This window comes from Streptomyces sp. SP17BM10 (assembly GCF_036322405.1).
Classification (GTDB): Bacteria; Actinomycetota; Actinomycetes; order Streptomycetales; family Streptomycetaceae; genus Kitasatospora.
In genome coordinates this window covers 94,778-119,746 of sequence record NZ_JAQYXB010000424.1, presented here as the reverse complement: position 1 = coordinate 119,746, position 24,969 = coordinate 94,778, and the positions used below count along the sequence as shown (strand labels likewise).

Here is a 24,969-nt window from a genome sequence, read left to right as displayed (position 1 = left end):
GTCGCCGGCTCCGTCGGCATGTACCCCATCGGCAGCGCCCTCGCCGGCCCCGCCGTCGGCGCCTTCGGCACCGACCGCGTCCTCCAGGTCGGCGCGGCGGTGGCCCTCGCCACCGCCGCCGCCCTCCTCCTCACCCACCCCGTCCGCACCCTGCGCCGAGTCCCCACCCAAGCCTGACCCCCGTCATCCGCATGGCCGCTGACCTGCTATTGTTCTTGTCGTCGGGAGGAAACGATCTCCCGAACAGGCGTCAGCGGTGCTACCAGAGCACGTCCTACTTTCAGTAGGAAGAGTCCGTGCGACCCGGGCCTGGCGCTCCATCACCGGACGAGGTCCGGCACCCACCGGGGTGCCGGACCTCATCCGCGTCCGGGTCCGGGTCAATCCGTGCAGGCGTGCCGCCCGTGCCTTCGGGTGCGCCAGGGTCGTGTTCAACGACGGCCTGCGGCTGTGCCTGGACGCCGACGGGCGCGGGGAGAAGACCCGAGCACGGCGGAGCTGTCGAAGCGGTCGTCACCGAGGGCAAGAAGCGCTACGCGGGCTCCGTGCGCAGCAGCGCGTCGGCCAGTTCGCGGGGGCGGCTGAGCGCGGCCAGGTGACCGCCGGGGATCTCCTCGAGCTCCAGCCCCAGCCGCTCCCGGACGATCCCGCGCTGGAACTCCAGGGGGAAGAAGCGGTCCTCCCGTCCCTGGAGGAAGCGGGTCGGCACCCGGGGCCAGTGCGCCAGCGGCCACGGTTGGGCGAACAGGGCGGAGGGCGGCGGCGAGCCGCCGGCGGACAGCGCCTCCTCGGTCACCTCCGGCGGGACGTCGTGGAAGAAGTCGGTCCGCAGGTCGAACGCGGGATCGGCACCGCGCCCGGTGGCGGCCGCGTACGCGGAACGGGCCTCGGCCTGGCCTGTGTTCTCCCACCACTGCCCGGCCGTTTCCCCGGGGGCCGGGACCATGGCGTTGAGCAGCACCAGTTCGGCGACGGGCACCGGCAGGCGCCCGCACACCAGCGGGGCCGCGAATCCTCCGAGGGACTGCGCCACCAGGACCAGGGGAGCGGCGAGGCCGGCGTGCCGCTCCACCGCGGAGACGATCGCCCCCGCGAACTCCTCCAGGCCCGCCGAGTCCTCGCCCGGCAGGTCCATCGTGACCACGTCGTGCCCCCGGCCCCGCAGTTCGGGCACCAGCCGGTGCCAGAACCAGGCCCGGCCGTCGGCACCGGGAACGAGCGTGAAGGTCGCCATCGCCGTCCTCCTCCTCGTGGGCCGCCGCCCACACGTCCCGACGCTAGCGGGTCCCACCGACACCGCGCCGCCACGACCCGGCGCCGGGACCAGCCGCGGACTGACGGCCGGTCGGCGGCCGCGCCCCTGGTCGCGCCAAGGGCGGAGAAAGATCTCGTCACCGTCCTGTCACAGGCGCCCGCCTGAGGAACCGATGGCGCGACGGAGGTGTGTACCGGGCAGAAGCCGGTACTGGACCGGTACCACTCGATCCTTCGGGGGAGACATGCAGCAGAACGCGCAGTACGCGAAGAAGGCCCTCAGACCCGCGGTTGCCGTGGTCTCGGCCGCCGCGGCAGCCCTGGTGATCACGGCCTGCGGACCGGGGGACGACCAGCCCGCCACCACCGCGGCCCCGTCGGCGGCGGCGACCGCCCCGACCGCGCCGAGCACCACGCCCGCGGCCCCCGTCAAGGGCGGCACGCCCTCCGCCGCGCCCGGCACGGCGGCCGCGTCGTCCACGCCGTCCGGCGCGGCGGCGCCGACCTGTACGCCCGGCGAGCTGAAGGTGGACGCCCACCAGGCGAAGCAGCGCCCCAACGGCACGGGCACCGGAGCGGCGATCGTCGCCTTCACCAACGGCTCCGCGCACCCGTGCACACTGGAGGGCTTCCCGACGGTGGCCGGCGCGGCCAACGGCTCCCCGGACCACAACGCCCCCCTCACCGTGACCCACACCGGCTCCGCCACCCCCGTCAAGCTGGCCCCGGGCGGCAAGGCCTGGGTGAAGCTCACCTTCGTCCAGGTCCAGGGCGAGGCCGACGGCTACTGCGTCTCCGGCGCCACACCGGTCGCCTACCCCACCCTCGTGCTGGGCCTGCCGGGCGGCGCGGGAGCACACCAAGTGGCCCTGGACGACGGCCTGTTCGCCGAGTGCGACAACAAGGTGACCACCACCGCCCTGCTGGCCACCAGCCCGTCCTGACGCACACCGGGCGCGAGCCGGGCCACGACCCGTCGGGCACGGTGTGCAGGCCCCCCGGGAAGCCCGCTGTCCAGGGAGTGGAATTGCGCCCGCAGGGGGCGGTGCGCGCGACACCGTGGACGCCATGATCCTTCAACCGGAGAGCGACGACCTCGCCGCCTACCTCGCGGCGGACGACGTGATCGACCACCAGCACCCCGCACTGCGGCGGCTGGCCGCCGAGCTGGCCACCCCCGAGGCGGCCTACCACCACGTGCGCGACCGGGTGTGGCACTCCGCCGACGCGGACGCCCACAGCGGGGCGTTCCGCGCCTCCGAGGTGCTCGCCGCGGGCAACGCGATCTGCCACGGCAAGTCCCACCTGCTGGCCGCGCTGCTGCGGGCGCAGGGTGTGCCGGCCGGCCTGTGCTACCAGCGCCTGGAGGACGGCGAGGGCGGCTTCGTGCTGCACGGCCTCAACGCCGTGCACCTGGAGGGCCGCTGGTCGCGCCTTGACGCCCGGGGCAACCGGGAGGGCGTGGACGCGCGCTACGACCTGGACACGGAACGGCTGGCCTGGCCCGTCCGCCCGGAGCTGGGCGAGCGCGACCACCCCGGTGTCTTCGCCGCCCCGCCCGCCCCGCTGCTCCGGGCACTCGCCCGGGCGGTGCCGGGCCGGTCCGGCTACGGCCACCTCCCGGACGAGCTCCCGCTCCCGGCGGACGACCGCCGCGCCGGGGCCGGTGCGTGACCGGCCCCGGGCTTCAGCTCCTCACCGGCCCTGCCCGGTGAGGAGCCCGATCAGGGGATGGACCGCGTCGTCCCCGGAGCCGCCCTCCGGGAACGACGCGGCGGCCGCCGCGCTGCGGGGGAACATGTCCCGCTCGTACGCGGCGAGCGCCGCCTCGACGTCGCCGGGGTGCGCGGCGAGGGCCAGGCCGAGCTCGGCGCCGTCGAGCATGGCCAGGTTGGCGCCCTCCCCGTTCGGGGCCTGGAGGTGGGCGGCGTCGCCGAGCAGGGTCACCCCCGCCACCCGCTCCCACCGGTGCTCGGCCGGCAGGGCGAAGAGGTGGCGCAGGGTCGGTGCGGAGTCCGCCTCGGTGACCAGCGCGAGGAGCTCCGGCGCCCAGTGGGCGAACTCCCGCGCGATGCGCGCGGTGGTCGCGGCCGCGTCGGTGACGTCGAGGCCCGCGAACCAGTCCAGCGGCTCGGTGATCCCGATGTAGGCGTGCAGGACGTCGCCGCTCTCCCGGTGCGCGAAGATCTCCCGGCCCGGCGACGACGCCGCGATCATCGAGCCGCCGCCGACCGCCCGCGCGGTGGCCGGGAGGCGGGTGCGCGCGTCGGTCAGGTACGTCTCGACGACCGACTTGCCGGTGTACGCGGGCCGGGCGGCGGAGAGCAGCGGCCGCACGCGCGACCACGCGCCGTCGGCCCCCACCAGCAGGTCCGTCACGAGGGTGGAGCCGTCGGCGAACGCCACCTCGTGACGGCCGCCGCCCAGCGGGCGGACGGCGGTCGCCTTGCGCCCCCACCGGACGGTGCCGGCGGGCAGCGAGTCGAGCAGGATCCGCCGCAGGTCGCCGCGCTGCACCTCGGGGCGCCCGCCCGTGCCGTCGTCGGCCTGCTCGAACAGGACGGTGCCGTCGGGCTCCAGCACCCGCATCGCCTGGCGGCCCTCCAGCACGATGGAGCGGAACTCCTCCGTCAGCCCGGCCGCCGCCACGGCGAGTTGCCCGTTGTAGTCGTGGATGTCGAGCAGCCCGCCCTGCGCGCGCGCCGACGGGGAGGGATCGGCCTCGTGGACCGTGACCGGGAAGCCGTGCAGGTGCAGGACCCGGGCCAGGGTGAGGCCGCCGAGCCCGGCGCCGATGATCGTGACGGGTGTGCGCATGGTGACTCCTTCGGGATCGGGCCGCCCGATTGCTCCGGCCGGCCGTCCCCGGACGCTGTCAGGTGCCGCCGTCATACCGCCGTCATCCGACCGTCGCCCCCTGTCGGACGACTGTCTTTACACCACCAGCCGCCGCCCCGGACAGCGGCCGAAAGGCGGGGCGCACGGCCGCCGGTGCGCGCCCTCTTCCTCCCGAGGACGACCCGGCCGCCGACTGCGCCAACCGTGCGCCCGAACACGTCCCCACACCGTCCCGCGCCGCCGTCCGCACCCGTCACTTCGGCCACCTCCCCGCGCACGCCGACGGCCGGTGCCTGCCCGTGACCACTGCCGTCCGTATCCGATCTTCTCCCAGTGCCCGGCTGCTGCACCCTCTTGACGGTCCGTCAGGATTGAAGGCCCCGGCCGCCCCGGCGGCCACACATGTGTCACACGCAACCCTCAAACCCCGGCCGAATGGTGCGCGGGTGTGCGCAGGAAACGCATCGGCTCGGCCGGACGGTCGTTGGTCGTGCAGCGCGTGAGACAGCTCGCGCCTCCGAGCAGGCCGCCGAAGACGTCGGCCGGCTCGGGTCCTTCACACGAGGAGCCGACCGGTGAGCGACCTATTCCGCCTCATTCCGCAGCCCAGGGAAGCCGAACGCGCCGACCTGAGCGTTGATGCTCTCGAATTCCTGAAACGGTACGGTTTGCACCCGGCCCCCGAGGCCTACCTCGCCCACGGATACGTGGACCTGTGCCTCAAGGCCTGGCCGACCGCCGGCGGGGCCCCGCTGCGCCTGGCCGCGCGCTGGGCCCTGTGGACGTGGACGACCGACGACCTGCTGGACGGAGACCTCCGCGGCGCCCCGCTGGAGGCGGTCGGGCGGCTGACCCGCTCCCTGCTGTGCGTCTGCGCCGAGAGCGACCGGCCCGCGCCCGACGACCATCCCGCGGTCCACGCGCTCGCCGAACTGGTCCGGCAGACCCGCGCGATCATGCCCGACCCCTGGTGGCAGCGCTACCGCGAGCAACTGGCCGCCTGGATCGTCGCGGCCCGCGACAAGCTGGTGCACTACGTGCAGCCGGGACGCACGCCCACGCTGCGCGAGTACCTGATGCTCCGTCCGGCCGACGGCGGCATGCTCCTGGCGGCCATGTGGTGCGAACTCGCCGACCAGTGCATCACGCCGCACTGGGACGACCCCATGGTGCAGGACCTCCTCGATGCCTTCTCGACCTGCGGGATCCTCACGAACGACCTCGCCGGCGGCGGCAAGGACGAGACCTTCAACGCCGTCACCGCCCGGATGGCCGACGGCGGCCTGTCCGAGGCGCAGGCCCGCCAGGACGTCAGCGAGCGCCTCCACGCGGAGGAACGCCGCTTCGACTGGCTCCACTCGGCGGTGCGGCGCGGCTTCCACGCCGGACCGCCCACCGAGGCCGGCGCCGCCGCCGGCCCCCCGGTGGACCAGGTCCTGGACACCCACCGCTTCGCCCTGCTCCTCGACCGGTTCCTCGCCGCCCTCACCACCTGGACCGGCACCAGCGCCCGGTACCCGGTGTCCGGCGCCCCCACCCCGGCGCGCCGCGCCCTGCGCGACGTCCTGATCAGCCCCGCCGTCCGCACCTGGAAGGCCGTCGGCCCGCGCTCCCGCCGCACCCGGACGAACGCCGCCGCGACCCGCTGACCCCGCCCACCGGGCGCCGACCGCCGGCAGGTGCCGCGGGGCCCGTCCCGGCCACGACCCGGGGCGGCGGCTCACCCCCTGCCAGGGCACACCGACCCTGGCAGGGGGCGGAGCAGCCCTGACACCCCGCCACGGCGCCCCGACCACAGCCCCGCCGTCCGCGCCCGGCCCGGGCGGTGGCAGGCTACGGGGGCGGTGAACAGGCACAGCACACACAGGGGGCACAGGTCGTGACGCCGGCGCTGGATACCATCTGGACCTGGGAGCGCGCACAGCCGCTCAAGTACGTCCTGGTCGAAGAGGAATGGGACGACGAGCTGATCGTGCCGGCGGCCCGGCCGGTGTGGGACGCCTGGTTCGAGGGACCGCCGGCCGAGCCCGGCACGTGGGCCGCGTTCCCGAGTGAGGGCCGGGCCGAGTGGTCCGCCTTCGCCGCCGCCCGTCAGGACACCGGCGGACTCCCGACCGGCCCCGTGCGCCACCTCGACGGCCGGCACGTCACCGACGTGCCGGGACTGGTGTGCGCCATCGGCGAGGCGGTCGCCGGCCCCGGCGGCCACTACCCCCAGTGCTGGCACGCCCTGCGCGGCTGCCCCTGCGGCGGGGACGCGCCGCCCGAGCCGTTCACCCTGGTCTGGCACGACGCCGAGGTCGCCCGCCGCGCGCTGGCCGCGGTGAGCGTGGACACGGAGGGCCAGACGCCCTACGTCGACGACGTCCTGCGCCTGCTCGCCCGCGTGGGCATCACCGTCGAACCGCGCTGACCCCCTCCTCCGCCGAGCCGCCGCAGCGGAGGGCCCGTTACCGGCTCCGGCTCAACGGGGCGCCAGGACCAACGCGTTGGTCAGCTTCCGCTCGTAACCCGTCTTGGGAGCGGAGCCCCAGTCGTTCATCGGGGTGTTGTAGAGCGTGTCCTTGATGATCATCGCGGTGTCGCCGCCGTTGCCCAGTTCGAGGGCGTCGGTGTCACCGACCCACTGCATGACCGCGGCCGCCTCGCTCATCGTGACGCCGACGCTGGAGTCGGGGTTGCGGCCGTCGACCGTGACCAGGTGCACGGTGCCGTCCTTGGCGATGCCCACCATCGTGCGGGGCATGCGCTCGGCCAGGGTGTTGCTGGCGGTGTAGGCGTCGGTGAGGATGCCGTTCTCGCGCGCGTTGATGTAGATCCGGCCGTCACGCATCAGGGCGGGGCCGCCGCCGACGAGCATGTCCGGGCTTCCGGCCGTGACGGAGGCGCCGTTCTGGTCGGTGACGGAGGCGGAGGGCTGGAGGGTGGCTCCCTTGGGAGCGTGGTCCGTGAGCCACTGGACGGCCTTCTGGCCGACGGCCTGGAGGACGCGGCCGCCGGCGGGGATCGCGGTGCCGAGCCAGGTGTGGGCGTCGGTGACGGTCCAGTTGCCGTCCATCACCACCTCCCGGACGGGGAGCGAGGGGTCGGCCGCGGGCGGCGTGCTGTCGCCCCACTCGGGCCGGAACGCGACCAGGTCGTCGGTGGTGGTGCAGGGCGCGTTGCGCCAGGCGGCGCCGGGGTTGCGGTACGGGTCGGCCGAGCGCAGCCCCGGCATGCCGCAGCCGTAGACGTAGCCGGGGACGCGGTCGATGCCGGTGACCGGGTGCGAGGAGCCGCCCGCCGAGACGGAGACGGCGGTGGAGATCTCCGCGATCCGGGCGCTGTCGGCCACAGGGGCGCCGTGGCCGAGCACCAGGGCGCTGCGCCCGTCGTTGGCCGTGCTGAGCAGGTTGCCGCCCTCCATCACGACGCCCTCCGGGATCCCCGTGTACCTGCCGTCCTCGGGCGTCAGGTACACGGAGTTCGGGGCCTGGTCGATCGGCACGGCTTCGGAGGCGTTGACCCCGAGGAGCGCCCCGCTCAGCCGGACCTGGTCGCGCAGGGTCTCCGGGGTCCGCAGGTCGGCGCCGTGCACCGCCTTCAGGGCGTAGGGGGAATCCGGGGCGATGGAGATCACGCGGATGTTCCACGGGCCGGTGCTGGGGGCGCCGTCCTGGGCCGTGTAGAGGACCTTGCCCGCCAGTCCGGCGGGAACCACCTGGGTGTCGAGGGCGGTGTGCGCGGCCGCGGCCGAGTCGAAGCCCTTGATCCGCACCGCGTACGCCACCGGTCCGCCGGGGAGGGGCGAACTGCCGACCGTGGCGGGCGCCGTGAGGGTGACGATCTCGATGCGGTCGGCCGGGATCACCTTGGAGAGCCTGGCGCGGGCGTCCGCCGCGGAGTCCGCCGCGGTGGTGTCGCGGTCCTGGGTGAGGGTGTCGCCGTTGGTGAGGCGGAGGGTGATCTGCCATTGGTCACTGGCGTAGCCCTGGGCGAAGGCCTGGTACGTGACGCCGTTCGCGACCGTCTGGAGGGGGCCGGGCGAGAAGACGGTGTAACCCTTCGGGCCGGTGATGCCGAGGAACAGCGGGTCGCCGTGGGCCATGGAGGGAAGCGGCGCAGGGGCGTCGGCCGCGGCGGACGACGGCGCGACTATGGAACCGAGGAGCAGCAGGGACGGGAGCAAACGCGTCCAGCGGGGCACGGGCGAACCTTTCCGGGGGCCGGGCGCTCCGAGGCGGTACCTCGTCACGGGGCCGGTCGTGAGTGACCGTCACGGTCTCCACGTGAAGATCGTTCGACGGCCGCGTGATCATACTGTGCGTGGCCGGACGATGTGCTGCCGGCGCCGGGCGCGCGAAAGGGGCGGCCGTCCGATCGGCGGACGGCCGCCCCACTGCTGAACGCGGGTCGGCCCCGGTCAGGCGTCGAGGACCTGGCCGGCGCGCTTGACCACCGGCCCCTGCGTCGACCAGGGGAACTCGATCCAGTCGTCGGTCTTCTTCCACACGTACTCGCACTTCACGAGCGAGTGCGGCTTCTCGTAGATCACGGCGGACCGCACCTCGGCGACGTGCCCGACGCAGAAGTCGTGCACCAGCTTCAGCGTCTTGCCCGTGTCGGCGACGTCGTCGGCGATCAGGACCTTCTTGGCGGTGAAGTCGATCGCCGCCGGGACGGGCGCCAGCATGACCGGCATCTCCAGGGTGGTGCCCACGCCCGTGTAGAACTCGACGTTCACGAGGTGGATGTTCTTGCAGTCCAGCGCGTACGCCAGAGCGCCCGCCACGAACACGCCGCCACGGGCGATGCTCAGGACGAGGTCGGGCTCGAACCCGTCGGCGGCGATCGTGTGCGCGAGCTCGCGCACCGCCCGCCCGAACATCTCGTAAGTCAAGGTCTCGCGCACGTCGGTCACAGTGCCCAGTCTCCCCGTCCCCCGGCCGGCTGGCGAGCCCGGCACGCCGGGAAAGCGCCGGCCGGCCGGGCCCCGGCCCCGGCCCCCACCCCGCGGCTCGCCGCCGGCGGGGTGCTAGAAATCCCTCGTGGACGTTCCCCCCGAGCCCTCGACCCTGCGCGTCTTCATCGCGCTGGCCCCACCCGACGACGCCAAGGCCGAACTGGCCCGGGCCCTGCAGCCCGCCTACGCCAGGTACCCGCGGCTGCGCTGGAACCGGATCGAGGACTGGCACATCACCCTGGCCTTCCTCGGCGAACTCCCCTCCACCGCAGTGCCGTTGCTGCAACCACTGCTCGCCGCCCGCGCGGCCTCCCACCCCGCCCTGCATCTGGCCCTGCGCGGCGGAGGCCACTTCGACGAGAGGCTGCTGTGGAGCGGCATCGACGGCGACCTGGACGGACTCCACCAACTCGCCACCGACGTCCGTGACCTGGTCGCCTCCTGCGGCATCGAGTACCGCAGCCGCCCGCTGCGCCCCCACCTGACCCTGGCCCGCGCCCGCCGCGACGACCCCACCAGCGTGCCGCAGGCCGCGGCCGGCCTCGCCGGGTTCGAGGGCCGGCCGTGGCAGGCCGAGCGCCTCCACCTGGTCGGCAGCAACACCGGCCGCGGCCCCGGCCCGATCCGCTACCGCGACATCGAGGCCTGGCGCTTCGGCACCGCGTCCCGCACCGGCGGCGACAGCACTCCCGCCACGCCGTAGCCGCCCGGCGGACGCCTGCGGAGCGGGCCCGTACCCGACCGGTCCGGGGTCCACACACGTGAACCGGCCACGCCGAATACGGCGTGGCCGGTCCGCGCCTCTCGCTACCCCTACCGGGCCGATTCGGCCGATTCGGCCGACTCGGCAGTCCTGCGGGCCGGTTCGGTCCTCCCGCCGCGGAACACCTCCTTGACGAGCCGCTGCTGCGCCTTCTGGAACGCCTGGGCCGTGGCGGCGAAGTCGAGTTCGGCGTCACCGGTGGTCAGTGAGGCGGTCAGGGTCGTGCTGCCGTCGGGCGTGCCGTACATCAGCGCCGCCCAGCCGAAGAAGCCGCCGTTGTGGTGGTAGACGGTGCCGCCGTCGGTCTCCTCGGCGAACAGCCCCAGTCCGTAGCCGAGTTTGGGGTGCGGCGTGCGCATTTCGGCCAGCAGCGGTTCCGGCAGGAGCCTGCCGCTCATGAGCGCGGAGAAGAAGGTGTGGAGGTCCTTGGTGGTCGATATCATGTCGCCGGCGGCGGAGATCCAGGAGACGTTGAAGCGGGTGACGTCGACCACCTTCCACTGGCCGGCGTGCTCGTAGCGGTAGTAGCCATGGGCGTGCGGGCCGGGGATCTCCGGCGAGGCGTCCGGCACCACGGTGCCCGTCAGTCCCAGTGGCTCCAGGACCAGCCGGTGCATCTCCTCGGCGAACGGACGGCCCGTCACGTTCTCGACCAGCAGCCTGGCCAGGACGTAGTTGGTGTTGGAGTAGCTCCAGTCCGTTCCCGGCTCGAACCGCGCCGGCTTGGACAGTGCCAGCCGTACCAGTTCCTGGGGCTGGTAGGTGTGGAACTGGTGGTCCACGTACTCCTGGCCCTGCCAGGGGATCCCCGGCGCGACCGTCCCGTCGTCGTAGTACTCGCCGGTGAAGTTGAACAGCCCGCTGGTGTGCTGCAGCAGCATCCGCACCGTGATCCGCCGGTCCAGCCCGTACTCGGGCAGGTAGTCGTCCGCCGGGTCGTCGAGGCCGATCCTGCCCTCGGCGACCAGCCGCAGTACCGCGGTCGCGGTGAAGGTCTTGGTGGTGCTGCCGATCCGGAACCGCCCGTCGGTCGGCGGCTCGGCGCTCTCGCCCAGCTTGCGCACCCCGGCGCTGGTGACCCACTCGCCGTGCTCGTCGTTCACGCGCAGTTGCACGCCGGCGAAACCGGACTCGACGATCTCCTCGACGGCCTTCCGCAGTTCCGGGCGGTCCTGGCCGGTGGGGGTGAGAGGCATGGCTGTGCTCCTTGTGGCTGCGTGAGGGGTCGGGAGGGTATGGCTCCCGCGGCGGCGATGAGGCGGCGCCGGCCGCCGCGGGCGTGGTGTGAGCGGGTGAGCGTGGACCGGGGCGCCGGTGGCCCGGGGTGCGTCTTCGGAACGGCGGGTCAGAGGCTGCGGGCGGTGATGTCGCCGTAGGCGGTGGTGGCGCGGATGTCGAGAGCGGCGCTCCCGTCGTTCTTGAGGGCGTTGGTGATGCGGCCGTGGCCGGTGCCGGCGTCCAGGGTCGCCGACACACCGGCGGCGGCGCCGACCGTGATGTCGCCGGACTGGGTGCTGAGCACGACGGCGCCGCCCGCGGCCTCGGCGATCCGGATGTCGCCCCTGGCGGTGCTGATGTGCGCGGGCCCGCCCAGCCGGCCGACCTCGACGTCGCCGTCGACCGCGGTGAGACGGACGCTCGCGGCCTCGTCCAGCTTGATCCGGCGGTAGGCGCCTTCGAAGGCGATGTCGCCGAGACGCCCGACGCCACGCAGTTCGGCGCCGGCCGCCCGGGCCTCGACCCGGGAACCGGCGGGCAGCTTGACCGTCACCTCGACGGCTCCGGAAGGGCCGAGGTACTGGTTCTTCACCGGGTTCTCGATCCGCAGGACCCCGTCGGCGTATTCGACCGTGGTCTGCTCCGCCGCCTTCACGTCGCGGCCCTTCGAGGCGTTCGCGGGCAGGACCTCGACCGCGGTGTCGGCCCGGTCCGCGGCGATGAACTGGACGCGCCCCGCGGGGATGTCCAGGACGGCGGAGATGGGGGTGGGGGTGTCGAACTTCTGCATCATCGTGGTCTCCCGTTGCGTGTGCCGTCCGGTGTTTCCGAACACTGGAAACACTACGTTGCTTTCCAAATGGCGGCAACGGATACTTTGCTTAAGAGGCCTATCTGTGCAGGTAGATGACGCACTATCATTGCAACGGACTCCGAATTAACGCAACGGTGGAGCGGTTGTTCGTTGCAATGCATTGGAGGTGAACGCTATGGTGGCGGCGCCAGGAAGCATCGAGCAGCCCCACCGGGCACCCGTGGGGCACGAAGAAGGGGGCCGTGATGCCGGGCGGCAGGCTCACTCAGCAGGAGCGCCAGCAGATCGCGCTGGGACTCTCCGACAACCTCGCCTACGCGGAGATCGCCAGACGTCTCGACCGTCCGACCTCGACGGTCACGCGCGAGGTGATGCGCAACGGCGGTCCCGCCGGCTACCGCGCCGACCTGGCCCACCGCGCCACCCAGCAGCGCACCCGCCGCCGCACCCAGGCCGCGCCCCACGACCCGACCGCGCTCCCGCAGGCCCACGGACGCGACGCCGCGGCCCTGCGCGACTATCAGGAGACCCTCACCACCGTCTTCATGACCTCGGGCCTGCCCAAGATGATGGCCCGGGTGCTGGGCTGCCTCTACACCGTCGACAGCGGCAGCCTCACCGCATCCGAACTCGCCCAGCGCCTCCAGGTCAGTCCGGCGTCCATCTCGAAGGCGATCACGTTCCTCGAAGGCCTGGACCTCGTCCGCCGGGAACGCGACGAGCGCCGCCGCGAGCGGTACGTCGTCGACGACGACCTCTGGTACCAGTCGATGATCCGCAGCGCCCGGGCCAACGACCAGTTCATCGAGACCGCCCGGCAGGGCGTCGGCGTCCTCGGCCGCGGCACCCCGGCCGCCACCCGCCTGGAGAACGCCGCCCGCTTCCTCGACTTCGTCAGCGAGGGGCTCATCCGCGCCGCGGAGCAGGGGCGCGAAGTCCTCTACGCCAGAACCGGGACGGGCCCGGACGGCTCCGCCGAACCGGGCTCGGACCACCCGTAGGGTCGTTCGGACGGGGGCGGCGATGTCCCCGCACGCATCGGGTCGCACGCGAGCGCTGCCGCGGTGGTCGGCATGGGGCTACGGGCGCCGGCGCCCGCTCAGGGGCCGGCGCCCCAGAGCCCGGCGGTCGCCGGCCTCACAGAGGAGCGAGGACGTCCTGGTGCGCCCCGTCGAGGACGAGGCCGTTGTCCAGGCGGACCCGGACCGTCACCTGCTTGCCCCGTTCCCGGTGAGCGGCCCACTGCGGCTCCAGCGCGGCGATCTCGCCCTCCAGCCGCTCGCGGCTCGCCGCCGGCATGGTGTGCCCGTAATCCTCGAACAGCGCCTTGAGCCGCAGGTACTCGCGGACCTCGTGGCTCTCGGGGAGCTCGCCGTCCACCCGCTCGACGGTGCCCTCGACCCCCGCCCCCAGCGAGAGGAACCCGACGACGGCCCCGGCCTCCCCGGCGAGCGCCTCACCGAGCGCGAGATCCTCGGCCAACCTGACGCGCAGGCCTTCCACCAGGGTCATCCGTTTCTCCGCCTCTCCATCGACTCTCCAGCAGCCCGGTCATTATCGTCCGCGCACCCGGCACCCCCGTGATCGCGCGCACGCAGCTGATCTACGTCATCTGGCAACGCTCCGACAGCCCCGAGGCCTTCTACGCCTGCTCCGACGTCGTCTTCGACGGCACCGGCACCACTCCTCCTGCCACGACCGCCGCATCCACCGTGCACCCCGCCGCCCACGATCACCCGGCGATCCCCACCCCCACGGCCACCGCGCCGCGCGTTCCGGCGGCGACGGCCGTCCCGCACGAGCACGCCGCGCCTTCCACCCCGGCTGCCGCAGCACCGCCGGACGTGCTGCGGACCCCCTCGGCTCCCGACACGGCGCCGCCCGCCGGGACGGCCCAGGTCCCGGCCCCGGACCAGACGCAACTGGCGCACACCGGATCCGACCGCCCCGTCGGACCGATCGGCGCGATCGGCCTGTCGCTCCTCTTCGTCGGCGCGACCGCCCTGGCCGTCAAGCGCCGCCGCCGCAACCAGGTTGCCCACAGCCGGTAGTGCGCGGCTGCAACTCCGCGGGATCCCGGTGGACATCGACCGGCAGGCGAAGTCAGCCCGCCCCGGCGAGGTTTGACCGCTCGATCCGGCGCGAACCGGACTTCCCGGAAGCGGGCCCACGGCAGTCGGGTGTGGGCGATGATGGGCGCAGACGGACACGTGACCCGGGGGCCGGATAGTGCACGAGCAGGACACCGGCGGACCGAACACTCCGATCCGGCACGGCGGTCGCTCGCCCGGCGCCGAGCGTGCGGCGACGACCGAGCCCGACGGTGCCGTCCTGTCCGGTGGGTCCGCCGGGTCCGGTGCCCGCAGCACCAGCAGCCGGATCGAGGGCGGCACCATCCACGGGACGGTGGTCCAGGCCGATGTCGTACACCTCCACTCGGGCCCGGGCCCGAAGGCCGGGCGCGCCGGTCCACGCCCCAGGACGGTGATGATCGCGGGCGCGCTCCTGTCGCTCGCCGTCCTCGCGGGGCTCCTCCTGGCCGTTTCCCCCACCCCGTCCCGGAAGTGGCCGGACGTGCGGCACGGGGGAACCGGCTCGGCGCTGATTCCCGCCTTCGTGCCCAACCGTCCGGACCGTCACGGCGAAACGGTCGGGGCCGCCTGCCGTTCCGGCGCCAAGGGCTTCTCGGGGATCCAGACGGTGACGGCGCCCGACGGTCGGGTCCTCGGCTGGGTGAACCTGATGGCGAACCACGACCCGGCCTGCGGCCTGGTCTGGGCGGAGTTCGATCTGAACAAGGGGGGGTACGGCACCATGAACGGCTGGGGTGGGGCCGGCATCGCACGAGTCGACGTGACCCTCGACCTCGGCAAGGGCACGCCCGCGGAAACCACCACCTGGGGCGACACGTCGGCCCGGTACGACCCCGACCGCGTCCGCCCCGCGGATCCTCCGGGAGAGACCGTCGAAAGCCCGGGTGCCAACGCGTGCTTGACCAACGCCGTAATCGCGCGGGTCCTCGTCACGATGTACCCGGACCCCGCCTCCTGAGCCGCGGCCGCCGCCCCGGCGGGGTCGGGCATCGGGCCTCCTGCGGGGCGGAGCGGCGGGCAGGGCAGACAAGCCGTGCCCGATCAGCGTGCACCAGCAGGCCGGGGGTCGGCCGGCGGCACGAGTGTCCGGGCCCCAACCGAACCACCCGAAGGCCACCCCACCCCCGAACTCGCCTGCCGCTGTGTGGACTTGTCCGGGAAACTGGCCTCCGGGCGGAGCCCGGGGGCACGGTGGGGCGAGGCAACCAGCCGCCGGACACCAGGAGAAACCGATGATCAGGAAGCGCACCGCCACCCGCCTCGCCGCCGTCGCCGCCCTCGCCACCGTCGGCCTGAGCCTCAGCACCGGGATGGCGTCGGCCGACACCACCTTCCCGGCCAACGTCCCCGGTTGTGCCGGGGGCATGGTCGACAGGTTCTACAACGGGCACGACCACGTGCAGGGCTACGCGATCTCCACCATGGGCGACCCCTGTAGCGTCGTCCTCCAGCAGTCCAACGGCGGCAGCTCCAGCAACTGGACCGCCACCCGCACACCGGCCTGGACCGACGAACTCCTGGACGCCGGCATCACCTCGCACGTCGTCGTGTGCAACGGGAACACCGGCAGGTGCGCCACCAGCGCCTCGTACTGACGGACGCCGCCGCTCCCGTCATGGGCCCGCCCCGGGGGACGGGCCCATGACGGAACCGGTGCGGCCCGGCGCGGGCGCGAGCGACCTCCCGTTCACCCGGCCTTCGCCGACGCGGCTCTTGTGAGGGCATCGTCAACTGCGGGACAGTGACGGCCGATCACCCGCTCCCTCGAGGAGAATCCGTGCGTCTGTCACGCCTCGCCACCGGCCTCGCCGCCACCGTCGCCCTGCTCTGCGGGCCCACCGGTGCCGTCGCTCCCGCAAGCGCCACAAGCGCCACAAGCGCCACAAGCGCCGCCGGCGCCGCGCCCGCGGTGCAGCCCGCCGCGGCCACGGCCGCCGTCCCGCGGCCCGACCACGTCGTGGTGGTGCTCTTCGAAAACACCTCGGAGAGCTCCATCGTCGGGAACTCACAGGCCCCGTACTTCAACCAACTGGCCAACAGCGGCGCGAACTTCACCAAGTCCTTCGCGATCGAGCACCCCAGCCAGCCGAACTACCTGGACCTGTTCTCCGGCTCCAACCAGGGGGTCACCGACGACTCCTGCCCGCACAGCTTCGCCGCCGACAACGAGGGCGCCCAACTCATCGCCAAGGGACTGACGTTCAAGGGCTACTCGGAAGGCCTGCCCTCGGTCGGCTCGACGGTCTGCACCTCGGGCACGTACGCGCGCAAGCACGTCCCGTGGGCCGACTTCACCAACGTGCCCGCCTCCGCCAGCGTGCCGTTCACCAGCTTCCCGGCCGACTTCACCCAGCTGCCCACCGTCTCCTGGGTGATCCCCGACCTCTGCGACGACATCCACGACTGCTCGATCTCCACCGGCGACACCTGGCTGAAGAACAACCTGGGCGCATACGTCCAGTGGGCCAAGACCCACAACAGCCTGCTGATCACCACCTTCGACGAGGACGACAGCGCCGGCCCCAACCAGATCGCCACCTTCTTCAACGGCCAGCAGGTCAAACCGGGCACCTACACCGAGCAGATCGACCACTTCAGCGTGCTGCGCACCATCGAGGACATGTACGGCCTGCCGTACGCCGGGGCCGCCGCCCAGGCCACGCCGATCACCGACGCCTGGAACACCGGCACCACCACCGGAAGCGTCACCGTCACCGCGCCCGGCAACCAGACCGGCACCGTCGGCACGGCCGCCTCCCTCCAGATCCGGGCCACCGACACCGCCGGGGGCACGCTGAGCTACACCGCCGCCGGCCTGCCGGCCGGACTGTCGGTCAACGCCGCCACCGGCCTGATCAGCGGCATCCCGACCACGGCCGGCACCTCCGCCGTCACCGTCACCGCCACCGACTCCACCGGCCCCTCCGGCAGCACCTCGTTCACCTGGACCGTCAGCCCGGCCGGCACGAGCTGCCCGTCGCCCGGCCAGCTGCTCGGCAATCCGGGCTTCGAGAACGGGAACAGCCCGGCGCCGTGGAAGGCGACCTCCGGCGTGATCAACGACGACCTGGCCAGCGAGCCCTCGCACAGCGGCAACTGGGACGCCTGGCTGGACGGTTACGGCTCCTCGCACACCGACACGCTCAGCCAGAGCGTCACCGTCCCGGCCGGCTGCAAGGCCGCGCTCGGCTTCTGGCTCCACATCGACACGGCCAAGACCACGGGCACCGCCGACGACACGCTCACCGTCACCGCCAACGGCAGCACCCTGGCCACCTACTCGAACCTGGACGCCGCCAACGGCTACACGCAGCGCACCCTCGACCTCTCCGCCTACGCCGGCAGGAGCGTCACGCTGACGTTCACCGGCACGGAGAACTCCTCCGCCGACCAGACCGGCTTCGTCATCGACGACACCGCGCTGACCGTCTCCTGACCGCCCACCACACCGGGGGCGTGCCCGCACCCGGGCACGGCCCCGGCACTCGACGGCGGTGTCGCCGAGGGCCTCCAGGACCGGGCGGAGGCCCTCGGCGGCCTTTTCGAGGAGGACTTCGAGGAGGACTTCGAGGAGGGCTTCGAGGAGGGCTTCGGGGCGGGCGCCGCGCGGTAGGAAGCGGTCACAGCGGAGCCTCCAGCGGCAGGCGCCGGACGCCGGGGAGATGGGTGTCGAGTTCGCCGGGCTCGAAGCGGCACATGCCGACGGCGTGCCAGAACTCGCCGACGAGGTCGCCCTCGTACTTGTAGCCGCCGGACGGGCTGAGGGCGGCCCACCCGGTGGGCGTGGCGAGGAGGGTGGCGTGGAGCGCGGCGGGGGAACCGGAGCCGGGGAGGGTCCACAGGCGGATGGTGCCGTCCTCCGCGCCGCTGGCGAGCAGCGAGCCGTCGGGGCTGAAGGCGAGGGTGAGGATGCGGCCGGTGTGGCCGGGCAGGCGGTCGCTCTCGCGGCCGGTGCGCGGGTCCCACAGGCGGATCACGCGGTCGTCGCCGGCGGTGGCGAGGCGGTCGCCGCCGGGGTGGACGGCGGCGGTCCACAGGCGGCCGGTGTGGCCGCGCAGGTGGTGGCGGGGCCGGCCGTCGGCCCAGATCACGGCCAGGCCGTCCCAGGAGGCGCTGGCCAGCCAGGAGCCGTCCGGGGCGTGGACGACGGCGTAGACGCGGTCGGTGTGTCCCTCCAGGGTGTCGTGCACCCGGCCGGTCGAGAGGTCCCAGAGCCGGATCCGGCTGTCGTCGCAGGCGGTGGCGAGGTGGCGGCCGTCCGGGCCGAAGTCGATCGAGCGCACCCGGCCGCGGTGTTCGGCGAGGGTCACGACGTGGGCGCCGGTGGAGCGGTACCAGATGCGGACGGTGTCGTCGTCGTTGGCGGTGGCCAGCAGGGTGGCGTCGGGGCTGAAGGCCTCGGCCCACACGTGCTCGGTCTCCACGTCCAGGCGCCGCTGGAACTCGCCGGAGGCGGCGTTCCACAGGTACATGTCGCCGTCGTTGCTGGCGGTGGCCAGGACCGGTCCCGAGGGGCCGAACGCGGCCGAGACGAGGCGGTTGCTGCGCCCGGTGATCTCCCGCACCCGGCGGCCGGTGGCGGGCTCCCAGAGGCGGACCGTCCCGTCGTTGCCGGCCGCCGCGAGGAGGTTGCCGCTCGCGTTGAAGGACAGCGCGCCGATCCGCCGGCCGTGCCCGCGCAGCAGCCGGCGGCTCTGCCCGGTGGCCGCGTCCCAGAGCCGGACGGCCCCGTCGTTGCCGCCGGTGACCAGCAGCGTCCCGGAGTCGGACCCCTCGGGGCCGCCGTGCGGACGGAACTTGCAGGCCCAGACCGACCCGTGGTGCTCCTGCGGCTGACGGCGCAGCGGAACGGCGGCCGCCACGTCCGGCCCGGTGGCCGCGCCGTGCCCGCCGCCCAGCTGCCAGACCCGGACCGTCCCGGCGCTGTCCCCGGCCGCGAGCAGGGCCCCGGCGCCCGATCCGTCGGGGGCGGTGTGGAAGGCCACCTGGTAGACCGCGCCGGCGCAGCCGGTGAGCAGTTCGCCCGGCGCGCCGCCGGCGGTGTCCCAGAGCCGGACCTGCCCGGAGGTGTCGCCGCTGGCCAGCAGCGGTTCGTCGGGGTGGAAGGCCAGGGTGTAGACGCGGCCGGTGTGGCCGGTGAGGGTGCGGCGCAGGTGCCAGGTGGCGGTGTCCCACAGCCGGACCGTCCCGCCGGTGGTCGGGTGCCGGCCGCCCACGGCCGGGCCCGGGTCCGCCGTCGGCCCCGGGCCGGTGGGGTCGCCACCGTCGCCGGTGGCCAGCAGGGTGCCGTCCGGGCTGAAGCGGGCGCGGTAGACGGGGCCGTGGTGGCGTTCGAGCGCGGTGACGAGCCGTCCGGTGTCGACTTCCCACAGCCGGACGTCGCCGCCCGCGTCGCCGGTGACGAGCAGGGTGCCATCGGGGCTGTACACGGCGGTGTAGACGGGCGCGGTGTGGCCGGGCAAGTGGTGCAGCGGGCGGCCGGAGACGGTGTCCCAGAGGGTCACCGTGCCCTCGGCGTCGCCGGTGGCGAGCAGCCGGCTGTCCCGGCGCAGCGAGACCGGCCACACGCCGTCGGGGTGGACGTCGAGGCGGTGGCGGCAGGCGCCGGACACTGGGTCCCACAGCCGGACGGTGCCGTCGGCGCTGCCGGTGGCGAGGACGTCCTCGGCGAACTTCACCGCGTACACCCGCCCGACGTGGTCCCGCAGGGTGCGCAGCGCGGTGCCGGTGAGGGCGTCGCAGATCAGGACGGTGCCGTCGTCGCCGCCCACGGCGAGGAGCTGGCCGTCGGTGCTGAAGGCGACCGGCTCGGGCAGGCGGCTGGTGCGCGGGTCGAAGCCGTAGGGGACGCCGACCTCGGAGGGGCGCAGGCCGGGTTCGACGGGCAGTCCGGGGGCGACGGCGGCGGTGCGCAGTTCGGGGGTCGCGAGGAGGTCGGGGTCGGTTGCGGCGGAGATGACGGCGGCGCGCTGCCAGTGGCCGCCGGCCACCCGGGCGCCGCGCAGGTCGGTGCGGATCAGGCGGGCGCGGCGCAGGTCGGCGCCGGACAGGTCGGCGCCGGACAGGTTCGCCCCGGACAACCGGGCGCCGACCAGCCGGGCGCCGCGCAGCACGGCGCCGGAGAGGTCGGTGCCGACCAGGCGGGCGTCGGTGAGGTCGGCGTGGCTCAGGTCGACGCCGGAGAGGTCGCGGTGCGAGAGGTCCTCGCCGACCAGCAGGGCGCCGCGCAGGTCGGTGCGCGAGGGCACCCGCAGCCGGGCCAGGATCCGCAGGGCGTTGGCGCGGGCGGTCTCGTCGCTGGGGGCCGGCCTGCGGGTGAGCCGCAGGCGCCCGGCGGCGCGGGCCGGCTCCTGGGCGGGGGCGGCGAGGACGTGCTCCGCCCACTCCTGGCACACCCGGTGGTCGGCGAGGTCGCAGAGGAACTCCACCGCGAGGCGGCTGAACCGCGCCCGGGCGAGCAGCCCGCCGGTCTGCCGGTCGCCGCCGCGCCGGTCGCCGGTCGGGGTGGTCAGCCGCACCGCGGCCTCGCGGGCCACCAGCCACTCCATCACCGAGCTGTGGATGAACTCGAACATCCCGTCGTCGGTGCGCACCAGCAGGCTGCCCGAGCCGACGGCGTGCGCGGTGTGCGCGGCGGGCTGGTGGCCGTCGGCGAGCGGGGCCAGGGTCGAGGCCAGGTCGGTGAGTTCCTCCAGCGGCAGGGTGTCCCGGCCGCTCTCCCAGAGCCGGACGGCCAGTTCGGTGACGGCCGCCCAGAGCTGGTCCAGGCTCAGGCCGGGCACGGATCCGGGGCCGCCGCGGCCGCGGCGTTCCTCGAACTCCAGCCAGGCGGTGAGCACTTCCTCGTAGAGGCGGGCGGCGCTCAGGGCGCGCCCGGCGCTGGCCACCGAGCGGAGCCGGTCGTGCGCGAGCTCGGCGACGAAGCTGAGCAGCCGGGGGTTGCGGCACAGCGCCAGCAGGTCGGGGACGTCCTGCAGGAGCCGCAGCCGGCGGTCGGCGGCGGCCTCGTCGCCGTACCGGTTGGCCAGGTAGCTGCGGATCTGGGCCGGGGTGAACTCCTGGATGTCGAGCAGTTCCCGCTGCGGGTGCTGGCGGACCCGCTCGCCGAGCGCGGTGAGCACCTGCTGCTGCGAGCTGAAGTGCTGGGTCCGGCTGCTGACCACGATCTTGGCGCTGTCCACCGAGGCGTCCAGCAGCACCCGCAGGTGGTCGGCGGCCCGCTCGTAGCTGACCCGGTTGACCAGCTCGTCGAAGCCGTCGAAGAGCAGCACGATCCGGCCCTGGCGGAGCATGTAGCGAAAGGCCCGCAGGTCGATGGTGTCGATGCCGTGCCCGGCCAGGTGGGCGGCGACCAGCTCGTCGAAGGAGTGCGCCCGGTCGAGCGCCTGCAGTTCGATGAACAGCGGGGTCAGCTGGGGCAGTTCGAGCGGGATCCGGCGGGCGAGCTCGCGCAGCGCGAAGGTCTTGCCGTGCCCGAAGTCGCCGAGCAGCAGGACGAACCGGCCCTGGTCGCCGTCGAGTCGGCCCAGCAGGTGGTCCACCAGGCCGTCGCCCGAGGTGGGGGTGGGGGCGTCGAGCCGGCGGTAGCGCTGGGGCAGGTACAGGCTCGGCGGGTACCGGTCGTCGGAGCGCAGCCGCGCGCTCTGGGCGGCCACGTAGTCCTGCAGGTCGAGCAGCCCCTGGAACTCGACGAAGCTGCGCAGCCGCACCCCGCGCCGCCGGGCGTGCTCGCGCAGGGCGCGGCCCGGCGGCGGTCCCTCGTACACGAGCTCGGCGTCGCCGGTGCCGGCCGGTGCCGCGGTCTCGGCGGCGTGCACCTGGGCGATGAAGCCGTCGATGTCCTCCGCGCGCGGGGTGCCGAGGCAGACGGCGACCCGCTGCTGGCGCACGAAGTCGGCTTCGCTCCAGGTGACGAGGAGCTGGGGGAGCGGGCCGCCGACGGAGCGCAGCTGGGCGCCCTGGTGGCGGGTGCGGCACACCTCGGCGACGCGCGCGGTGAGCGCCTCCAGCGGGGAGGGCACCTCCCGGGCCTCCCTGGTCTCCCGGGCCTCCCGGACCTCTCCGGCCTCCCTGGCCGCACCGGCTCCGGGCCCGCCCGGTTCGTCGGGGCCCGCCCCGGGGCCGAACGCGCGCCGGGAGCGCGGCCAGGGCCGCCGCAGCCGCTCGCGGGCGCCGCCGTCGGGGCCGGGCCAGCGGGTGAGGCCGTCGGCGGTGAGCTGGAGCACCTGGTGCGAGCCGGGCCCGGCGGTCCGGGCGACGGCCGCTTCGTCGGCGGGCAGGAGGCCGGAGACGGCGGGGGAGGAGAGGCCGCCGACGCCCGAGCGGCCGTCGGCCGGACCGTGCAGGAGCAGGTGCAGCCGGGGCGCGGTCAACCGGGTGAAGCGGTCCAGGTCGCGCAGCGCCCCGGGGTGATGGCCGCTGCCGTGGCCGGCGCCGGCGCCGGTGTCGGGCGGCCGGGCCGGGACGGCGAGCGGGTGGCGCAGCGCGCCGATCCGCAGCCAGCCCTCGCTCTCGTAGGGCCGCAGTGCCTGGGCGAACCAGGCGGCCTGCTCGGGGCCGAGCCAGCCGTACTGGTCGTCGGGCCGGTGGCTGTACGCCAGCGAGGAGTTGAGGCCGGCGACCACCGTGCCGAGCTCCGGCACGGGGAACAGCGTCCACGGCTGGTCGCTGTCGAACACCGTGTCCAGCCCCTGGTAGAACTCCTGGAACAGCCGGGTGTAGTGGCGCCACTTGGGCCAGTACGGCGGGCGCGGCTGCTGCTCGTCCGCCTCGCAGGTGCTGAAGTAGGCCCGGGAGGCGGCGAGGCTGACGTCCTGGCCGCCGGGCACGATCGCGACCCGGTGCGGCTCCAGGCCGAGCAGGGTGCGCAGGCCGGTCAGGAAGGCCAGCGCCTGGTCGCACTCGCGGGGACTGCCGGAGGCGGTCAGGTCGCCGGTGACGACGAGGAGTTCGGGGGCCGGCGCGCCGGCGTCGGAGAGGGCGACCAGGTCGCCCCAGATCGCCGCCTGGAGGTCGACCGGGTCCTGGCCGCGGCCGAACGCCGGGCCGGCCAGCTGCAGGACGGTGACGGACCCGCGGCCCGCGCGCTCCTGGGCGGCCGGCGGGTACTCGGGCCGGGCGGAGGGGCGCCGCCGCCCGCTCCAGCCGGTCAGGCCGATCGGCCGGGCCAGCGGCGAGGGCGCCGGGGCGCCGTCCACCAGGTGCGTGCCGCCCGCGGCCGGCGCCCCCGGTGCGTTCGGTGCACCCGGTACGGCCGGCGCGGACCCGCCGGGGAAGCCGGGCCGCAGCCGCGGGCGGGCGTGCCCCTCGAGCGCCTGCTCGACCCGGGCCAGCAGCAGCCGGCGGGCCCGCTCGTGATCGGCCACCCCCACCAGGTCGACGTAGGTGATCATGGCGAGCAGGCCGTCGACCGACACGTCCTCGACCCGCACGGTGAGCAGCCGCCGCTCCGGCGCGTCCGGATCGGCCCGCAGCGCCGCCTGCCACTCCAACCGTCCGTAGCGCGAACGCTCGTAGTGCCGCGACAGCAGGGCGATCACCGCGGCGGACTCGGTGACACCGCGGTCCATGAAGTCGACGAAGTTGGTGCCCGGCACGAAGTCCCACGCCTGCAGGAAGGTCCGGTAACCGGCCTCCTCCAGCGTCCAGGCGATCCACACCGCCCACCGCTCGTCGGCGGGCGAGTAGCTGATGAAGAAGTCCAGCGGACCGGAAGGTTCCCCGCTGTCTGCGCCAAGGGCTCCCATACACCAACTTTATGACAGATCATCAGGAGTTGGGGAGGGAAGCGGAAGGTCCCCCGAGGGCCTCCCGGCCGTCTGTCCCGGCCCACCTCCGCGTGCGATGCTTCTGCCCGTGTCGTTCCTGAGGCGTCTGGAAGCACTGGACTGGGTGGCGGCCGGACTGCTCGCGGCCGGGCTGCTGTGCGTGGCGAGCGGCCTGCTGCCCACCGCCGCGGCCGCGGCCGCGATGACCCGCGTCGGACCGCTGCTGGCCTTCCTCGCCAGCGTCATCGTCCTGGCCGAACTCACCAGCGCCGCCGAGGTGTTCGACGCCGTCGCCACCGCGGTCGCCCGCGCCGGACGGGGCAGCTACGCCGCGCTGTTCGTCCTGTGCGTGGCCTTCGCCGCGCTCACCACCGTGACCCTCAACCTCGACACCACGGCCGTCCTGCTGACACCCGTCATGCTGGCCCTGGCCGCCCGGGTGGGCATCGCCCCCGTCCCGCTGGCCATGACCACCGTCTGGCTGGCCAACACCTCCAGCCTGCTGCTGCCGGTCTCCAACCTCACCAACCTGCTGGCCGCCGACCGCGTCGCGCTCTCCCCGGCCGGCATGGCCCGCGCCATGTGGGCACCCCAACTCGCCGCCGTCGCCCTGACCATGGCCTGCCTGTGGGTCTTCTACTGGCGCCGGGGCCGGCGCGGGGCGCTCGACTACCTGCCCCCGCAGCGCCACCGCCCCGCCGACCCCGTCCTGTTCCGGATCTGCGCCGCCTGCTGCGCCGTCTTCCTGGCCGCCGTCCTGCCGGCCGACCTGCCGCTGTGGCTGGCCTCCGGCGCGACCGCGGCCGTCGCGGTGGCGGCGTTCGCCGTGCGCCGCCCGGCGCAACTGCGGCCCGCCCTCGTGCCGTGGCGGCTGCTGGTCCTCGTCCCGGGCATGTTCCTGGTGGTCCAGACCGTCGACGCGCACGGGCTCCACCACCTGCTGGCCACGGCCGTCGGCACCGACGGCGGCACGGCCGGGCTCTTCCGGGCGTCGCTGGCCGGGGCGGGCCTGTCCAACGTGCTCAACAACCTGCCGGTCTACCTGGCCGGCGAGGCCGTCGTGCCGGCCGGCAACCACACCCAGCTGCTGGCCCTGCTCGTGGGCACCAACGCCGGCCCGCTGATACTGCCCTGGGCCTCGCTCGCCACGCTGATCTGGTACGAGCGCTGCCGCGCCTTCGGCGTCCGGATACCGGTCGGGCGGGTGACGGCGACGGGCGCGGTGCTGGCCGCCGCGGCGGTGCTGGCGGCGACGGCGGCGCTGGCGGTCACGGGGTGAG

At 74.3% G+C, this 24,969-nt stretch carries 19 protein-coding genes; 11 read left to right on the top strand and 8 right to left on the bottom strand.

The window, feature by feature from the left end; genetic code table 11:
* Positions 1-532: 532 nt before the first annotated feature.
* Entirely contained in the window at positions 533-1,234 is a 702-nt protein-coding gene (locus PUR71_RS04535) for an alpha/beta fold hydrolase (protein WP_329925005.1), read from the bottom strand.
* 265 nt (positions 1,235-1,499) lie between these two features.
* Here PUR71_RS04535 and PUR71_RS04530 point away from each other — a divergent pair, with 265 nt between their 5' ends.
* Positions 1,500-2,198 (top strand): DUF4232 domain-containing protein, encoded by a 699-nt coding sequence (locus PUR71_RS04530; protein ID WP_329925004.1) that lies wholly within the window; start codon positions 1,500-1,502, stop codon positions 2,196-2,198.
* Positions 2,199-2,322: 124 nt separating this feature from the next.
* Positions 2,323-2,928: a transglutaminase-like domain-containing protein gene (locus tag PUR71_RS04525; RefSeq protein ID WP_329925003.1), complete on the top strand. Its 606-nt coding sequence runs from the start codon at positions 2,323-2,325 to the stop codon at positions 2,926-2,928.
* A 21-nt stretch (positions 2,929-2,949) separates the two neighbouring features.
* Here the strand turns inward: PUR71_RS04525 and PUR71_RS04520 are convergent, their stop codons facing one another.
* Positions 2,950-4,071, bottom strand: coding sequence for an FAD-dependent oxidoreductase (locus tag PUR71_RS04520; protein ID WP_329925002.1), 1,122 nt, complete (start codon positions 4,069-4,071; stop codon positions 2,950-2,952).
* A gap of 596 nt (positions 4,072-4,667) precedes the next feature.
* Between PUR71_RS04520 and PUR71_RS04515 the strand changes: the two genes are divergently transcribed.
* Positions 4,668-5,741, top strand: coding sequence for a terpene synthase family protein (locus PUR71_RS04515; RefSeq protein ID WP_329925001.1), 1,074 nt, complete (start codon positions 4,668-4,670; stop codon positions 5,739-5,741).
* Positions 5,742-5,971: 230 nt separating this feature from the next.
* On the top strand, positions 5,972-6,505 hold the full coding sequence (locus PUR71_RS04510; protein ID WP_329925000.1) for a barstar family protein: 534 nt from the start codon (positions 5,972-5,974) through the stop codon (positions 6,503-6,505).
* Positions 6,506-6,556: 51 nt separating this feature from the next.
* On the opposite strand, the gene PUR71_RS04505 is transcribed toward PUR71_RS04510, so the two are convergent.
* Entirely contained in the window at positions 6,557-8,179 is a 1,623-nt protein-coding gene (locus PUR71_RS04505; protein WP_329924999.1) for a phosphodiester glycosidase family protein, read from the bottom strand.
* Between the two features lie 315 nt (positions 8,180-8,494).
* Complete coding sequence (locus tag PUR71_RS04500) at positions 8,495-8,992, bottom strand: phosphoribosyltransferase (protein ID WP_329924998.1); 498 nt, start codon at positions 8,990-8,992, stop codon at positions 8,495-8,497.
* A 127-nt stretch (positions 8,993-9,119) separates the two neighbouring features.
* Here PUR71_RS04500 and thpR point away from each other — a divergent pair, with 127 nt between their 5' ends.
* A complete protein-coding gene (gene thpR, locus PUR71_RS04495; RefSeq protein ID WP_329924997.1) occupies positions 9,120-9,737 on the top strand; it encodes an RNA 2',3'-cyclic phosphodiesterase in 618 nt (205 codons plus the stop codon).
* A gap of 110 nt (positions 9,738-9,847) precedes the next feature.
* Here thpR and PUR71_RS04490 read toward each other — a convergent pair whose 3' ends face one another.
* Entirely contained in the window at positions 9,848-10,993 is a 1,146-nt protein-coding gene (locus PUR71_RS04490) for a serine hydrolase domain-containing protein (RefSeq protein WP_329924996.1), read from the bottom strand.
* 149 nt (positions 10,994-11,142) lie between these two features.
* Positions 11,143-11,805: a DUF4097 family beta strand repeat-containing protein gene (locus tag PUR71_RS04485; RefSeq protein ID WP_329925010.1), complete on the bottom strand. Its 663-nt coding sequence runs from the start codon at positions 11,803-11,805 to the stop codon at positions 11,143-11,145.
* 269 nt (positions 11,806-12,074) lie between these two features.
* Here PUR71_RS04485 and PUR71_RS04480 point away from each other — a divergent pair, with 269 nt between their 5' ends.
* Entirely contained in the window at positions 12,075-12,830 is a 756-nt protein-coding gene (locus tag PUR71_RS04480; RefSeq protein WP_329924995.1) for a GbsR/MarR family transcriptional regulator, read from the top strand.
* A 136-nt stretch (positions 12,831-12,966) separates the two neighbouring features.
* Here the strand turns inward: PUR71_RS04480 and PUR71_RS04475 are convergent, their stop codons facing one another.
* Positions 12,967-13,341, bottom strand: coding sequence for a hypothetical protein (locus PUR71_RS04475; RefSeq protein WP_329924994.1), 375 nt, complete (start codon positions 13,339-13,341; stop codon positions 12,967-12,969).
* A 68-nt stretch (positions 13,342-13,409) separates the two neighbouring features.
* Here PUR71_RS04475 and PUR71_RS04470 point away from each other — a divergent pair, with 68 nt between their 5' ends.
* The 4 genes from PUR71_RS04470 (at position 13,410) to PUR71_RS04455 (ending at position 17,358) form a co-directional block, all read left to right on the top strand.
* Positions 13,410-13,880, top strand: a complete 471-nt coding sequence (locus PUR71_RS04470; protein WP_329924993.1) for a lytic polysaccharide monooxygenase — start codon at positions 13,410-13,412, stop codon at positions 13,878-13,880.
* A 178-nt stretch (positions 13,881-14,058) separates the two neighbouring features.
* Complete coding sequence (locus tag PUR71_RS04465; protein ID WP_329924992.1) at positions 14,059-14,880, top strand: hypothetical protein; 822 nt, start codon at positions 14,059-14,061, stop codon at positions 14,878-14,880.
* Between the two features lie 274 nt (positions 14,881-15,154).
* On the top strand, positions 15,155-15,517 hold the full coding sequence (locus PUR71_RS04460) for a hypothetical protein (protein WP_329924991.1): 363 nt from the start codon (positions 15,155-15,157) through the stop codon (positions 15,515-15,517).
* A 146-nt stretch (positions 15,518-15,663) separates the two neighbouring features.
* Positions 15,664-17,358 carry an alkaline phosphatase family protein gene (locus PUR71_RS04455; protein ID WP_443077345.1) on the top strand — a complete coding sequence of 565 codons (1,695 nt, stop codon included), beginning with the start codon at positions 15,664-15,666 and terminating at the stop codon, positions 17,356-17,358.
* 184 nt (positions 17,359-17,542) lie between these two features.
* Here PUR71_RS04455 and PUR71_RS04450 read toward each other — a convergent pair whose 3' ends face one another.
* The gene (locus tag PUR71_RS04450) at positions 17,543-23,668 is read right to left on the bottom strand and encodes a TIR domain-containing protein (protein ID WP_329924989.1); all 6,126 of its coding nucleotides are present in this window, start codon (positions 23,666-23,668) and stop codon (positions 17,543-17,545) included.
* 109 nt (positions 23,669-23,777) lie between these two features.
* Between PUR71_RS04450 and PUR71_RS04445 the strand changes: the two genes are divergently transcribed.
* Positions 23,778-24,968: an SLC13 family permease gene (locus PUR71_RS04445; protein ID WP_329924988.1), complete on the top strand. Its 1,191-nt coding sequence runs from the start codon at positions 23,778-23,780 to the stop codon at positions 24,966-24,968.
* The last annotated feature ends 1 nt before the right edge of the window (position 24,969 follow it).

Bases quoted from the DNA above. Each gene is read 5' to 3' on its own strand.
- PUR71_RS04535 (WP_329925005.1), bottom strand. From the start codon at position 1,234: ATGGCGACCTTCACGCTCGTTCCCGGTGCCGACGGCCGGGCCTGGTTC.
- PUR71_RS04530 (WP_329925004.1), top strand. From the start codon at position 1,500: ATGCAGCAGAACGCGCAGTACGCGAAGAAGGCCCTCAGACCCGCGGTT.
- PUR71_RS04525 (WP_329925003.1), top strand. From the start codon at position 2,323: ATGATCCTTCAACCGGAGAGCGACGACCTCGCCGCCTACCTCGCGGCG.
- PUR71_RS04520 (WP_329925002.1), bottom strand. From the start codon at position 4,071: ATGCGCACACCCGTCACGATCATCGGCGCCGGGCTCGGCGGCCTCACC.
- PUR71_RS04505 (WP_329924999.1), bottom strand. From the start codon at position 8,179: ATGGCCCACGGCGACCCGCTGTTCCTCGGCATCACCGGCCCGAAGGGT.
- PUR71_RS04490 (WP_329924996.1), bottom strand. From the start codon at position 10,993: ATGCCTCTCACCCCCACCGGCCAGGACCGCCCGGAACTGCGGAAGGCC.
- PUR71_RS04485 (WP_329925010.1), bottom strand. From the start codon at position 11,805: ATGCAGAAGTTCGACACCCCCACCCCCATCTCCGCCGTCCTGGACATC.
- PUR71_RS04480 (WP_329924995.1), top strand. From the start codon at position 12,075: ATGCCGGGCGGCAGGCTCACTCAGCAGGAGCGCCAGCAGATCGCGCTG.
- PUR71_RS04475 (WP_329924994.1), bottom strand. From the start codon at position 13,341: ATGACCCTGGTGGAAGGCCTGCGCGTCAGGTTGGCCGAGGATCTCGCG.
- PUR71_RS04460 (WP_329924991.1), top strand. From the start codon at position 15,155: ATGATCAGGAAGCGCACCGCCACCCGCCTCGCCGCCGTCGCCGCCCTC.
- PUR71_RS04450 (WP_329924989.1), bottom strand. From the start codon at position 23,668: ATGGGAGCCCTTGGCGCAGACAGCGGGGAACCTTCCGGTCCGCTGGAC.